The organism is Roseisolibacter sp. H3M3-2 (genome assembly GCF_029211165.1).
Taxonomy (GTDB): Bacteria; Gemmatimonadota; Gemmatimonadetes; order Gemmatimonadales; family Gemmatimonadaceae; genus Roseisolibacter.
On record NZ_JARGEK010000011.1, the window covers coordinates 20268 to 33853 of the forward strand.

Below are 13586 nucleotides of genomic sequence, written 5' to 3' on the forward strand. Positions count from 1 at the left end.
CGAGCACGGGCCGTGCCGGCGCCCGGACGCCGCTCAGGAGCGCGGCGCGCGGCGCGGCCAGGCGCCGACGATCGCGCGTCCCAGCTCCGCCATCAGCAGCTGCGGCTCGCTGTCGGCGATCCAGCGGGTGTCCTTGTTCTCCTTGGTCAGCACGCAGGCGACGACGCGCGACTGCAGCTCCCAGAGCGTGCACTCGGTGCGCACCGAGTCGGTGGCGCCGGTCTTGTGCGGGGCGCGCACGCCGTCGACGTGCCGCTGGAGGAGCAGCCGGTCCTCGTTGTCGGCCAGCACCGCGAGCATCGCCGAGTCGGCCGCCGGCGACACCGCGGTGCCGGCGGCGAGGCGGGCGAACAGAGTGGCCATCTCGTCGGCGGTCGTGACGCCGAGGCCGTACTTCGCCGAGCTGTCCATCGCCACCGACGTGAAGCGCTGGAAGGTCTTGGAGTGGACCTTCGTGTGGGGCAGCCCGAGCGCCTCCATCTTCTCCCACACGCGCCGGATCGCGATCCGGTCGAGCAGGAGGTTGGTCGCCGTGTTGTCGCTGATGGTGGTCATCAGCCGCGCCGCGTCGCCGACGGTGACGGTCACGCCGGGGTGGAGGAACTGCAGCTGCCCGGCGCCGGGGACCTGGTCGATCCGGAGGATCGTGATCGGGTCGTCGAGCGCGATCATCCCCTTCCCCACCAGGTCGTGCAGCGTGACCAGGATCGGGACCTTGATCAGGCTCGCGGTCGGGAAGGTCTCGGCGGCGCGGCGGTCGAGGCGCTCGCCGGTGTCGAGGTTGCGGACCGCGTAGCCGACGACGCCCCGGCCGGCCCGCTCATAGCGGTCGACCAGGGCGTCGAGGGTGCGGCGCAGCGCGGCCGTGTCGGCGCGCGCCGGCTGGGCATCCGCGCCCCCCGCACCGACGGCGAGGAGCGCGGCGGCGAGGAGGGCGCGGGCGACGCTCACTCGTCGGCGGCGTCCGGGAACTCGTCGGACTTCTTGGTCGCGACCAGCTCGCGGTCGTGCGACGTCGGGTCGTACATCGCCAGCAGCTTGATGGTCTCGCCCGGGTAGGCGTCGAACTCCTTGCCCGTGCCCTTGTAGACCTTGATCTCGTGCCCGTCCTCGAAGCGCATGATGACGAGCGGGTACTCGCTGTTGACGTACTGCTTGCGGACTCGCTTGGGGGCGGAGCTCATGGCGCGGGTTCGGGCTGGGGGGAAGGTCAGGTCACCACGGCGCGCCGCCCGGCGTGCCGCTCCCACGCGCCGGCGGCGAGGATCTCGTCGATCGCGGCCACGGCCGCCTCGAGCTCGTCGTCGGTCGTGTAGAAGTGGGGCGCGACGCGGATCCCCGCGCCCGGGCGGTAGTCGATGACAATGTCGCGGGCGAGCAGTTCCTGCGCCACTTCGTAGCCGTGCGGGACGTCGAAGGCCACCGTCCCGCCGCGCCGGGCGGGGTCACGGGGGGCCCGCACCGGGTAGCCGCGGGCGTCGGCCAGCGCGACGAGGCGCGCCGTCTGCCGCTCGCTCTTGGCGCGGACCGCCGGCATCCCGGCCGCCCGGACGAGCCGCGGCCCCTCCAGGGCGGCGTACAGCGCCGGCACCGACGGGGTGCCGGAGAGCCAGCGCCAGGCGCCGGCCGCGTGGTCCATCGTGTCCTCGAAGGCGAACGGGCGGGCGTGCGCCTGCCACCCGGTGAGCGCCGGGCGCACCGCCCGCCCGGCGCGCGCCTCGACGTCGGGCGCCACGTAGAGGAAGCACCCGCCCGGCCCGCCGCACAGCCACTTCAGCACCCCGCCGGTCAGGAAGTCGCAGCCGAGCGCCCTGACGTCCACCGCGAGCACGCCGACCGAGTGGTAGGCGTCGAGCATGACCAGCGCGCCGGCGTCGTGGGCGTGGCGCGCGATGCGCGCGGCGTCCATGACGTACGCGGAGCGGAAGAGGACGTGCGACACCGCGACCAGCCGCGTGCGCGCGTCGATCGCCGCGCACAGCGCGTCCTCGTCGACCGACATCCCGTCCTCGGCGGCCGGCACCACGACCACGCGCGCCCCGAGCCGCGCCGCCATCCCCTCGACGGCGTAGCGCACCGACGGGAAGTCGAGCGCGGTCATGACGATCGTGTCGCGCCCGCCCGCGAAGTCCAGCGCCGACAGCACCGCCACGTGCGCCAGCGAGACGTTGGCGACCATCGCCACCTCGTTCGCCGCGGCGCCGATCAGCGGCGCGATCTCGTCGCCGACGCGCACCGGCAGCTCCCACCACGCGTCGGCCCACGCGCGCACGCCCCGCGTCGCCCACACCTCGGCGTACTCCGCCAGCCGGTCGCCGGTCGCGCGGGGCATGGCGCCGAGCGAGTTGGAGACGAGGTAGGTGCTCGACGCGAGGATCGGGAATTCGGGGCGGAAGCGGAGCAGGTCGTCCATGGCCTTCTCGACGGCGGGAGTCGTCACTACGGGAGTCGTCACTACGGGAGTGGTAACCGCGCTCGCACTACGCCGTATCGACTCCCGGTTCGTCGACTCCCGCACTCTCGACTCCCGCCCTCCTCCTGGCCAGGAAGAACGCCGGCACCGACAGCCCCGCCACGACGGCGAGTGCGACCCACTCGCGCGAGGTCAGCCCCGAGAGCAGGAACGCGATCACCAGCAGCGCCAGCACCGGGGCGACGCCGCCGAACGGGGTGCGGAAGGGGAGGCCGCCGCCCTGGCGGACGTCGCGGCGGCGCAGCTGCCACGCGGCGGCGACGCAGGCGGCGTAGGCGAGGAGGCCGGCGCCGTTGGCGACCAGGGCGAGCTGCTCGAAGCCGCCGCTGAGCGCGAGGGCGGCGGTGAGCAGCGCCTGCGCGACGATCGCGACGTGCGGGGTGCGGAACTCGGGGTGGATGCGCGCGAACGCCGCCGGGAGGAAGCCGTCGCGCCCGAACGCGTAGAGGATGCGCGGCACGCCGAGCGTCATCCCGCTCACGTAGCCGAACATCGAGATCGTCGAGCCGACGAGGATCATCGTGCGGCCGGCCGGGCCGAGCGCGGCGCCCGCGGCGTCGGCGACCGGGGTAGCGGAGCGCGCGAGCGCCGGGCCGAGGATCCCCTGCGTGACGACGTGCACGGCGAGGTAGACCAGCGTCACCGCCAGCATCGCCACGAACAGCGCGCGCGGGACCGTGCGCGCCGGCTCGCGCACCTCGCCGCTCGGCACCAGCGCCGCCTCGACGCCGAGGAAGGCGAAGAGGAGGAACGCGCCGCCGCGCGCGAGGGCGTCGGTGGTGGGGGCGCGCTCGACGGCGAGGTTGGCGCCCGACACCGCCGCCGCGCCCAGCGCGACGAACACCGCCAGCGGCAGCAGCTTGGCGACCGTCATGACGGCGTTGAAGCGGCTCGCGCCGCGCACGCCGCGCACGTTGAGCCACGCCAGCACGGCGAGCGCCAGCAGCAGCGCCGCGGCGCGCCCCGCCCCCGGGCCGAGCGCCGGGACGAGCGCGACCAGCCCGTCGGCGAAGAAGGTCGAGACGGCGGCCAGCGCGGCGCTCATGCTCGCCCAGAGCATCACGCCGGTGACGAAGCCGAGGAACGGGCCGAACGCCACCTCGACGTACGCGTAGAGCCCCCCGGTGAGCGAGACCCGGCTCCCCGCCTCGGCGAAGCAGACGACGATCAGCCCCATCGCCACCGCGCACAGCACGTAGGCGAGCGGCGCCGCGGCGCCCAGCGCGTCGGCGGCGCCGGCGGGGAGGCGGAAGATCCCGCCGCCGATGGTGACGTTGACGATGCCGGCGGCGAGCCCCCAGGTGCCGACGGCGCGCACGAGGGCGGCGTCGCGGCCGCCGGCGGGGGCGGAGGCGCTCGCGGTGGGAGTGGGCATGGCGCCAATGTAGCGCGCGCCGCGACTGGCGCGCTTCTTTCGTTCGACGTCCGCGAGGCGTGACCGGCGGAACCCCGGCGGCGTCTCCCGGTAGAGAGGCGTGTCGACAGCCGTGCACGTCGCCGCACCCGCGCAGGAGAGCCATGCCCCGATCCCGCACGCCCGAGGGGGACCAGCCCACGGCCCGACTGGCGCCGCGCGTCGTCTCGCGCGCGGCGCCGCGCGTCGCGCTCGTGCTGGGCGGCGGGGGGCTCAAGGGGTTCGCCCACATCGGCGTGCTGCGCGCGCTGCGCGAGCGCGGGATCCGCCCGGCCGTCGTCGCCGGGTCGAGCATCGGCGCGCTGCTGGGCGCCGCCCACGCCGGCGGGGTGCACGAGGAGGACATGGCGGCGCGCGCCCGCGCCCTCCGCCGCCGCGACCTGTTCCGCATCAACCACTACGGGATGCTGGTGGACCGGATGCGCTCGGCGTCGCTGTACCTGCCGGAGCCGCTGCGCGCGCTGGTCGACTCGGTCGTCCCCGACTGCGACTTCGACGGGCTGCGCACCCCGCTCCTCGTGAACACGGTCGACGTGGCGCTCGGCACGCAGGTGGTCTGGGGGCTCCCCGGGCTGCGCGACGTGCCGATCCGCGACGCCGTCTACGCGTCGTGCGCGCTGCCCGGGTTCTTCCCGCCGGGGCGGGTGGACGGGCGCGTGTGCGTCGACGGCGGCACGATCGACAACCTCCCGGTCTCGATCGCGGCGCGGCACGGCGGCGCGCCGCCGGTCGACGCGGTGATCGCCGTCGACGTCGGCAACGCCGACCTCTCCCCCGACGCGACGATCCACGCGCAGGGGTTCGCGTCGATCTTCATGCGCTCGGCGAGCGTGATGATGCAGGCGCTGCAGGCGCCGCCGCTCGCGCACTGGGAGGGGCCGCCGATGCTGCTCGTGCGCCCGCGCGTGAACCACATCGGGTGGTTCGTGTTCGGGCGCGCCGAGGAGCTGATCGCCGAGGGGTACCGGGCGGCCAAGGAGGCGCTGCGCGGGCTCGACGCGCTGCTCACCGCGCCGGGCGGGATCTTCCCGCGCCGCACGGTGCGCGTGGCGGTCGACCGCGGGCGCTGCACGGGGTGCGGGCTGTGCGTCGCGCTCGCGCCGCGCGTGATGGCGCTCGCCCCCGACGGCAAGGCGTTCGCGCTCAGCCACGAGTTCTCGTGGTCGGCCGCCGACGGCGGCTTCGTGCGGAGCTGCCCGACGGCGGCGATCCGCACCGAGGTGCTCGACGCCTCGCCGGCGCTGGCGGCGACGCCGGTCGTGCTGCCGCCGGCGGTCGTCCCCGCCTCGGCCACCCCCGGCCTCGCCGAGGTGCGCGCCGCCGAGCCCGCCGACGCGGTCCTCGGCGGCCAGGTGGACGTCCCGCCCGCGGCCTGACGCGTCAGGCGCGGCGCCGCCGCGCCGCGCCGGCCAGCAGCAGGAGCCCGGTCGCGGTCAGCGCGACCGTCGCCGGCTCGGGGACCACGGCCGCCGCGCCCGGCTCGCCGTAGAGGAAGTCGTCCATCACGACGAGGTCGCGCTGCAGGGCCAGGTTCTCGGTCACCCCGGCCCCGAGGGCGGCGGTGCCGCTCGTGATCCGCACGCGCCGCACGGCGGCCTCCGCGAACGAGACGCCGAGGAAGGAGAACGACGGGTTCGCGCCCACGACGTTCGGCACGAAGAAGGTGCCGAGCGAGTTCAGCGCCGCGTCGAAGAACTGGATCGACGTGAGGTTCGCCAGGTCGACGTCGGAGAACACGGCGCCGAAGCCGCGCGTCAGCGCGGGCGTGGCCGTGCCGGGGGCGAGGAACTCGACGTCGACGACGTTGCTCCCGAGCGCCGTGAAGAGACGCTGCGCGGAGAAGGGCTGGAACGTCGCCGAGTAGGACGGGTCGAGGTTGTCGAACTCGATCGGCGCGACGCCGGCGTTCGCGCTGACCTGGAACCCGGTGCCCGGCGTGGAGAGCACCACGCCGCGCGGCGAGTTCGTGTTGAAGAAGTTCGCCGGCAGGCTGTTGGGCGCCGCGGCGGCGTCGGGCACGCCGTCCCAGTTGATCTCGCGTCGCACCCCGCCGAACGCGCCGTTGGCGCCGGCGACGGTCCCGCCGCCCAGGTCGAGGCGGAACTGGTCGCGCGCGGCGGTCACCGCGGCGAGGTCGCCCGCGCCCGATCGCACCAGCTGCGCGGACGCGGCGAGCGGCGCGAGGGCGAGCAGCGCGAGGGCACGACGGAGCGTACGCATGACGTCTCCTGGCACGTGGTGGGGCGGCTGCGGTGCCCCAACATGCGCGACGCCATGCGTTTACGAAAGCGGATCCGCCGTCCGGACGGCGCGGCCCACAACTTTCCTCTGCCGGAGACCGTCCCCGATGCCCCACCCATCGCCGAGGTGTCGCATGTCCCTGCGTTCCGTCGTCCTCGCCCTCCTCGTCGCCGCCGCGCCGGCGGCCGCCCAGGAGCACGCCGCCCCCGCCCCGGCCGCGGAGCCCGCGACCGCGCCGACGGTCGCCAACGCCCGCGCCGGCGTGAGCGCCGCCCCCGTGCACGCCGCCGCCGCCGCGCGCGAGGTGCTGCAGCAGCAGGAGGAGGAGCGCGCGCCGCGCAACGGCCCGGGGTTCGGCCAGCCCGAGGCGCTCATGATCGTCGGCGGCGCCGCGGTCGTCCTCGGGATCCTCGTGGGCGGCGGCGGCGGGGGCGCGCTGGCCTTCGGCGGCGCGGTCGTCGGGCTGGTGGGGCTCTACCAGTACCTGCGCTGAGCCGGCCGGCGCCGGGCCCCGCCCGCGGTCAGGACGCCAGGGCGGCGCGCGCCAGCCGCTCGTAGGCGTCCACCGCCGCCCGCAGCTCGTCCACGTCGACGTACTCGTGGTCCGTGTGCGCGACGTGGATCGAGCCGGGGCCGAACAGGTACGGCCGCCCCCACGCCCCCAGCACCGGGATGTCGGTGGCGTAGGCGACGACGTCGGTGCGGAAGCCGGGCGCGGTCGCCAGGTGCACCGCGGGCACGGTCGTCCCGTACGTGACCGTCGCGCGGTCGCCGACCCACGCGTCGACCACCGCGCGCAGCGCGTCCGCGCTCGTGACCAGCCGCGCCATGCAGCGCGCCTCGGCCCACGGCGCCACCACGTTGTCGGCCACGCCGCCGGTCACCGAGCCGACGTTGATGGTCGTCGCGCCCAGCACCGGGTCGGTCGGCACCGCCAGCGTCTCCAGCTCGATCAGCAGCCGCGCCAGGCGCGCGATCGCCGAGTCGCCGAGCTGCGGGTAGGCCGAGTGCGCGGCGCGCCCCGCCGTGCGCAGCGTGAAGCGCAGCGCCCCCTTGGTGCCGACGCCGAGCACGCTCTCGGTGGGCTCGCCGTTCACCAGCGCGCGGTTGCCCGGGGCGAGCCGCGCCTTCGCGTCGTTCGCGGCGTGCGCGCCGTCGTGCGCCGTCTCCTCGCCGACCACGAACAGCAGCCCCACCGGGACGCCGGCGTCGCGCAGCCGCTCGGCGGCGCACACCATCGCCGCCGCGATCCCCTTGGCGTCGCACGCGCCGCGCCCGTGCAGCCGCCCGCCCTCCAGCCGCGGCGGCAGGTACGGCGGCACCGTGTCGAGGTGCGTCGACAGCGTGACCTCGGCGGGCAGCGCGCCCTCGGCGAACAGGTCGTCGCGCCCCGGCGCCACCGGCACCCGCGTGACGCGCCAGCCGCGCGCGCGCAGCACCGCCTCCATCCGGTCGACCGCCGGCGCCTCGCGGTTGCTGGTCGAGTCGGCGGCCATCAGGTGAGCCGCCAGCAGCACGGGGTCGAGCGCGGGGGCCGCGAGGTCGAGCCGGTCGAAGTCGGTCATGCCGGCAACGAAACGGGCGCGCCGTCCGACCGCAACGGCGCGCCCCCGCCGTCGCCCCCTACTCCTGCCGCAGCGCGCGCAGCGGCTCGGCGCCCGTCGCGCGCAGCGCCGGGACGAGCAGCGCGCACAGCGCCACGCCGAGCAGCAGCGCCACCGCGCCGACGAACGTCGCCGGGTCGGTGGCCGTCGTCGCGTAGAGCTGGCTCTGGAGGAGGCGCGTGAGCGCGAACGCCCCCGCGAGCCCGATCCCGGTGCCGGCCGCGGCGAGCGTCATCCCCTGCCGCAGCACCAGCGTCAGCACCTGCCCGCGCGCCGCGCCGAGCGCCATGCGCACGCCGAACTCGCGCGTGCGCTGCTCGACGGCGTGCGACATCAGCCCGTACAGCCCGACCGACGCCAGCAGCAGCGCGATCCCGGCGAAGGCGGCCAGCAGCACCACCGCCAGCTGCCGCGAGCCCACCGAGCGGTCGAGCAGCGCGTCGAGCGTCGCCACCTGCGAGATCGGCTGCGCCGGGTCGACGTCGCGCACGGCCGCGCGCAGCGACGGGAGGAGCCGCTCCGGGTCGCCCGACGTGCGGACCAGCAGCGACGGCATCCCGACCGCGAGCTGGCGCATCGGCCGGTAGACCTGCACGCGCGCGTCCTCGTCGAGCCCCTCGGACTTCACGTGCCCGACGACGCCCACCACTTCGACCCACGTCGGCGTCTGCTGCCCGGTGGCCGAGTCGGTGACGAAGCCGTAGGCGATGCGCTTGCCGATCGGGTCCTGCCCCCTCCAGTAGCGGCGCGCCGCCTCCTCGTCGACGATCGCGACGCGCGGCGCGTCGGGGCCGTCCTGCTCGGTGAAGGTGCGCCCGCGCTTGAGCGGGACGCGCAGCGTCTGGAAGTACTCGGGGCTGACGAGGCGGTAGTCGCCCCACGGGTTCGGCTGCCCCTCGGCGACCTCGTACCCCTCGACGCCGAACGACCGCGTGCCGCCGCCGGGGCCGTACGGCACGCCGTTGGTCGCCGCGACCGCGACCACGCCCGGGATCGCGCGCACGCGCGCCAGCGCCGCGTCGACGAACGCGCGCTGCCGCTCCGGCGTGTCGTACTTCGCCTGGGGGAGCGCGAGCGTCGCCGTCAGCACGCCGCGCGCCTGGTACCCCGGGTCGACGCCCTGCACCCGCGCGAAGCTGCGCAGCAGCAGCCCGGCCCCCGCCAGCAGCACGAGCGCGATCGCCACCTCGGCGACGACCAGCACGCGGCGCGCGGCCAGCCCCTTCCGGTCGCCGGCGGCGCCGCGCGACCCCTCCGACAGCGCGTCGCGCAGCGCGACCGTGGAGCGGTGGAAGACGGGGACGACGCCGAACACGAGCCCCGTGGCCAGCGTGACCAGCGCCGCGAAGGCGAGCACCGCGCCGTCGAGGCGCACCTCCCCCTCCAGCGGGCCGCCGGCGCCGGCGGCGCCGAGCGCGCGCACGCCGACCGCGGCCACCACGATCCCCAGCGCGCCGCCGATGGCGGCCAGCAGCAGCGCCTCGCTCAGGTACAGGCGCAGGAGCTGCGTGCGCCCGGCGCCGAGCGCGGTGCGGAGCGCCAGCTCGCGGGTGCGCGACGCCGCGCGCGCGAGCAGCAGCCCGGCGATGTTGGCGCAGGCAATCAGCAGGACGCAGCCGACCGCCGCCAGCAGCACGAGCAGCGCCGGGCGCACGCCGCCGGTCCCCTTGTCGCGCAGCGAGGTGGCGGCGAGGGTCCAGTCGGCCGGGTAGTTGTCGGGGTGGTCGCGCTTGAGCTGCTCGCCGAGCGCGCGCAGCGCCCCCTCGGCGTCGGCGAAGGTCGCGCCGGGGCGCAGCCGGGCGAGCATGAACAGGTACTCGTTGGTGCGCCGGTTGTCGGCGAAGTCCTCGGTCGCCAGCGCGAGCGGGCGCCACAGCTCGACCCCGCGGTCCTGCGGGTCGCGGAAGCCGGCGGGCATGACGCCCACGACCTCGTGCGGCTCGCCGTCGAGCAGCAGCGTGCGGCCGACCACGCCGGCGTCGCCCCCGAAACGCCGGCGCCAGAAGGCGTCGCTCAGCACCACCACGCGCTCGCGCCCGGGCGCGTCCTCGTCGGCCCGCAGGGCGCGGCCGAGGGCCGGCGGGACGGCGAGGGTGGGGAAGAAGTCGCCCGAGACCCGCGCGCCGCTCAGGCGCTCCGGCTCCCCGGTCCCCGTGAGGTTGGGCCCCCACCCCGTGCGCACCGCGGTCGACGCGAAGGGGCGGACGCGCGCCTTCACGTCCACCAGCGTCGGCGCGCCCACGCCGGCCTGCAGCCCGTCGAGCGACGGGTACAGGTGGTCGACCACGACCAGCCGCTCCCCCTCGCGGTACGGGAGCGGGCGCAGGAGCGCGGCGTCGACCGCGCTGAACACGGCCGTGTTGGCGCCGATCCCGAGCGCCAGGGTGAGCAGGACGACGACGGTGAAGCCGGGGGTGCGGAGGAGCCGCCGCAGGGCGAGCGGCAGGGCGGCGGGGGGCGGCGGCAGGCGCATGCGCGACTGGGCTGGGGACCGGACCGTCGGGACGCGTGGTTGGACCGCGCCGCCGGGCCGATGGTTTGCGCGCCGGTCGTGCCCCCCGCCCTCCCCGGCGCGCTAGATTGCCCCGCAGCCTGCGCCGGCCCTCGCTCATCCGCCGCAGCGGCTCCGTTCCGAACCTCGCGTCACGGCCGCGGTCGAGGCCCCCGCCGGGCGCGATCACCGAGCACCCGCAATGACGCACCCCAACACCTTCGGCAGCCGGGCGACCCTGACGGTCGGCGGCCGGTCGTACACGTACTTCCGCCTCGACGCGCTCCGCGAGCGGTCGGGGGGGAACCTCGACCGCCTCCCGTTCTCGCTGAAGGTCCTGCTCGAGAACCTGCTGCGCGGCGAGGACGGCGCCTTCGTGAAGGCGGCCGACGTGGAGGCCCTCGCGAAGTGGGACGTGAAGGCCCCGCAGGAGAAGGAGGTCGCCTACCGCCCGGCGCGCGTCCTCCTCCAGGACTTCACCGGCGTCCCCTGCGTCGTGGACCTCGCCGCGATGCGCGACGCGATCACGAAGCTCGGCGGCGACCCGCAGCGCATCAACCCGCTGCAGCCGGTCGACCTGGTCATCGACCACTCGGTGCAGGCCGACGAGTACGGGACGCCCGAGGCGTTCCTGCAGAACGTGTCGTTCGAGTACGAGCGGAACCAGGAGCGCTACCGCTTCCTGCGCTGGGGGCAGGACGCGTTCTCGAACTTCTCCGCGGTGCCGCCGGGCACCGGCATCTGCCACCAGGTGAACCTCGAGTACCTGGCGCGCGTGGTGTTCACGAAGGACGAGGACGGCGAGACGATCGCCTACCCCGACTCGCTGGTCGGCACCGACTCGCACACGACGATGGTCAACGGACTCGGCGTGTTCGGCTGGGGCGTCGGCGGGATCGAGGCCGAGGCGGCGATGCTCGGCCAGCCGACGTCGATGCTCGTCCCCGAGGTGGTGGGCTTCAAGCTCGTCGGGCGCCTGCCGGTCGGCGCGACGGCCACCGACCTGGTGCTGACCTGCACCGAGATGCTCCGCAAGAAGAAGGTCGTCGGCAAGTTCGTCGAGTACTTCGGCCCCGGCCTCTCGGGGCTGTCGCTGGCCGACCGCGCGACGATCGCCAACATGGCGCCCGAGTACGGCGCGACGATGGGCTTCTTCCCGGTCGACGCGGAGACGCTCAAGTACCTGCGCCTCACGGGGCGCAGCGAGGAGCAGATCGCCCTCGTCGAGGCGTACACGAAGGCGCAGGGGCTCTTCCGCACCGACGAGACGGCGGACCCGGAGTACACGGACACGCTGGAGCTGGACCTGTCGACGGTGGTGCCGTCGATGGCCGGCCCGCGCCGCCCGCAGGACCGCATCCCGCTGCGCGAGAGCAAGGCGAAGTTCGACGCCGACCTGCAGGAGACGCTGGCCAAGGCGGGGACGGTCGCGGCGAAGGCCGAGATCGCGAGCACGCACAAGGTCAGCGCGTCGCCCGAGCTGTCGCCGGCCGTGGTCGCGACCGCGGTCGCCGAGCAGGAGCCGGATGGGGTCGAGGTCGAGTACAACGGCGCCAAGTTCCTGCTCAAGCACGGCGCCGTCGTCATCGCCGCCATCACCAGCTGCACCAACACGTCCAACCCGAGCGTCATGCTCGGCGCCGGGCTGCTGGCGCGCAACGCGCGGCGGAAGGGGCTCGCCAGCAAGCCGTGGGTCAAGACGACGCTGTCCCCGGGCTCGCGGGTGGTGACCGACTACTACGAGAAGGCGGGCGTGATGGAGGACCTCGACGCGATCGGGTTCGCCCTCGCCGGCTACGGCTGCATGACGTGCATCGGCAACTCGGGGCCGCTCCCCGAGCCGATCGCCGCCGCGGTCGAGAAGGGCAAGCTCGTCGTGAGCGCGGTGCTGTCGGGGAACCGCAACTTCGAGGGGCGCGTCAACCCGCACACCCGGTTCAACTACCTCGCGAGCCCGATGCTCGTGGTGGCCTACGCGCTGGCCGGCCGCATGGACATCGACCTGGAGCGCGAGCCGCTCGGCGTCGGCGCCGACGGGCCGGTGTTCCTGCGCGACATCTGGCCGTCGCCGCAGGAGATCGAGGACACGATCCTCTCGAGCGTGAAGGGGGAGATGTTCGCCAAGCAGTACGCGAACGTCTTCGAGGGCGACGAGCAGTGGCGCGCCCTCGACGTGCCGAAGGGCGACACGTACGCGTGGGACCCGCAGTCCACCTACGTCGCCAACCCGCCGTACTTCGAGGGGATGACGATGGAGGCGCCCGGGGTGAAGCCGATCGCCGGCGCGCGCGTGCTCGGCATGTTCGGCGACTCGATCACCACCGACCACATCTCGCCGGCCGGCAACATCGCGGCGGCCAGCCCGGCGGGGAAGTGGCTGATCGCGCACGGCGTGAAGACGCGCGACTTCAACTCGTACGGCGCCCGCCGCGGGCACCACGAGGTGATGATGCGCGGCACCTTCGCCAACATCCGCCTGCGCAACGAGCTGGTGCCGGGCACGGAGGGCGGCGTCACGACGACGCAGCCGGGCGGCGACGTGGTGTCGATCTTCGACGCGGCGATGCAGTACCAGCAGGACGGCACGCCGCTCGTGATCCTCGCCGGCAAGGAGTACGGCACCGGCTCCAGCCGCGACTGGGCGGCCAAGGGGACGGTGCTGCTCGGCGTGCGCGCGGTGATCGCCGAGAGCTTCGAGCGCATCCACCGCTCGAACCTGGTCGGGATGGGCGTGCTGCCGTGCGAGTTCACGAACGGCGACACGCGCCAGTCGCTCGCGCTCACCGGCTTCGAGACATTCGAGGTGGTCGGCCTCTCCGAGGCGACGCTGCGGCCGCGCGCCAAGCTCACCGTGAAGGCGACGGCGGCCGACGGGAGCGTGAAGCAGTTCGAGGTGCTCGCGCGCATCGACACGCCCGAGGAGCTGAGCTACTACAAGCACGGCGGGATCCTGCCGTACGTGCTGCGGTCGCTGGTGGGGAAGAAGTAGTTTTTTGGGGAAGAGCATGAGAACGCCCGCCCGGTCGCGATGACCGGGCGGGCGTTCTCTCGTTTGCGATTATCCCGCCGCGGGCGCGGTGTGGGGGCACCCCGGGACTCGCGGATGACGGCTGCGCCGTCATAGGCTCGCCCGGAATGCCCCCACGCCGCTCCCGCCGTGCACCCCAGCGCGCACGCTGGTCCCATCCCTCCATCAATGCCCGGGCGGCGGGGCGCGGGGGCCGGCGCAGGCGCCGCTATGATCGCGCCAGCGATCATCCCGGCGCCGGAGGCGGCTCCCGCACCCCGCCGCACGAGATGGCCTTTCCCTAGAGCAGATCACGGCGCGCTGTAGCGAGGTGAAGGGCTCGGGGCGGCATCGCT

Annotated in this window: 10 protein-coding genes; 3 read left to right on the forward strand and 7 right to left on the reverse strand. The window is 75.0% G+C overall.

Going from position 1 to position 13586, the window contains the following annotated elements; genetic code table 11:
• Positions 1-33: 33 nt before the first annotated feature.
• From PYV61_RS02235 to PYV61_RS02250, 4 genes are read right to left on the reverse strand one after another with little or no spacing between them, the layout of a single operon-like run.
• Entirely contained in the window at positions 34-951 is a 918-nt protein-coding gene (locus tag PYV61_RS02235; protein ID WP_275827865.1) for a serine hydrolase, read from the reverse strand.
• The gene (locus PYV61_RS02240; RefSeq protein WP_275827867.1) at positions 948-1184 is read right to left on the reverse strand and encodes a hypothetical protein; all 237 of its coding nucleotides are present in this window, start codon (positions 1182-1184) and stop codon (positions 948-950) included. The genes PYV61_RS02235 and PYV61_RS02240 overlap by 4 nt, the downstream gene beginning before the upstream one ends.
• A gap of 26 nt (positions 1185-1210) precedes the next feature.
• Complete coding sequence (locus PYV61_RS02245) at positions 1211-2440, reverse strand: aminotransferase class V-fold PLP-dependent enzyme (RefSeq protein ID WP_275827869.1); 1230 nt, start codon at positions 2438-2440, stop codon at positions 1211-1213.
• 40 nt (positions 2441-2480) lie between these two features.
• Positions 2481-3848, reverse strand: a complete 1368-nt coding sequence (locus PYV61_RS02250; RefSeq protein ID WP_275827871.1) for an APC family permease — start codon at positions 3846-3848, stop codon at positions 2481-2483.
• Positions 3849-3991: 143 nt separating this feature from the next.
• Between PYV61_RS02250 and PYV61_RS02255 the strand changes: the two genes are divergently transcribed.
• Complete coding sequence (locus PYV61_RS02255) at positions 3992-5263, forward strand: patatin-like phospholipase family protein (protein ID WP_275827873.1); 1272 nt, start codon at positions 3992-3994, stop codon at positions 5261-5263.
• Positions 5264-5267: 4 nt separating this feature from the next.
• Here the strand turns inward: PYV61_RS02255 and PYV61_RS02260 are convergent, their stop codons facing one another.
• Positions 5268-6107 (reverse strand): PEP-CTERM sorting domain-containing protein, encoded by an 840-nt coding sequence (locus PYV61_RS02260; RefSeq protein ID WP_275827875.1) that lies wholly within the window; start codon positions 6105-6107, stop codon positions 5268-5270.
• A 154-nt stretch (positions 6108-6261) separates the two neighbouring features.
• On the opposite strand from PYV61_RS02260, the gene PYV61_RS02265 reads away from it, so the two are divergent.
• Positions 6262-6621, forward strand: a complete 360-nt coding sequence (locus PYV61_RS02265; protein WP_275827877.1) for a hypothetical protein — start codon at positions 6262-6264, stop codon at positions 6619-6621.
• Between the two features lie 28 nt (positions 6622-6649).
• Here the strand turns inward: PYV61_RS02265 and PYV61_RS02270 are convergent, their stop codons facing one another.
• Positions 6650-7693, reverse strand: coding sequence for a M20/M25/M40 family metallo-hydrolase (locus tag PYV61_RS02270; protein ID WP_275827879.1), 1044 nt, complete (start codon positions 7691-7693; stop codon positions 6650-6652).
• A gap of 58 nt (positions 7694-7751) precedes the next feature.
• Entirely contained in the window at positions 7752-10205 is a 2454-nt protein-coding gene (locus PYV61_RS02275) for an ABC transporter permease (protein ID WP_275827881.1), read from the reverse strand.
• Between the two features lie 220 nt (positions 10206-10425).
• Here PYV61_RS02275 and acnA point away from each other — a divergent pair, with 220 nt between their 5' ends.
• Entirely contained in the window at positions 10426-13212 is a 2787-nt protein-coding gene (gene acnA, locus PYV61_RS02280) for an aconitate hydratase AcnA (RefSeq protein WP_275827883.1), read from the forward strand.
• Positions 13213-13586 lie beyond the last annotated feature (374 nt).

Coding starts and splice junctions, on each gene's coding strand:
- PYV61_RS02260 (WP_275827875.1), bottom strand. CDS start 6,107: ATGCGTACGCTCCGTCGTGCCCTCGCGCTGCTCGCCCTCGCGCCGCTC.
- acnA (WP_275827883.1), top strand. CDS start 10,426: ATGACGCACCCCAACACCTTCGGCAGCCGGGCGACCCTGACGGTCGGC.
- PYV61_RS02240 (WP_275827867.1), bottom strand. CDS start 1,184: ATGAGCTCCGCCCCCAAGCGAGTCCGCAAGCAGTACGTCAACAGCGAG.
- PYV61_RS02265 (WP_275827877.1), top strand. CDS start 6,262: ATGTCCCTGCGTTCCGTCGTCCTCGCCCTCCTCGTCGCCGCCGCGCCG.
- PYV61_RS02255 (WP_275827873.1), top strand. CDS start 3,992: ATGCCCCGATCCCGCACGCCCGAGGGGGACCAGCCCACGGCCCGACTG.
- PYV61_RS02270 (WP_275827879.1), bottom strand. CDS start 7,693: ATGACCGACTTCGACCGGCTCGACCTCGCGGCCCCCGCGCTCGACCCC.
- PYV61_RS02275 (WP_275827881.1), bottom strand. CDS start 10,205: ATGCGCCTGCCGCCGCCCCCCGCCGCCCTGCCGCTCGCCCTGCGGCGG.
- PYV61_RS02250 (WP_275827871.1), bottom strand. CDS start 3,848: ATGCCCACTCCCACCGCGAGCGCCTCCGCCCCCGCCGGCGGCCGCGAC.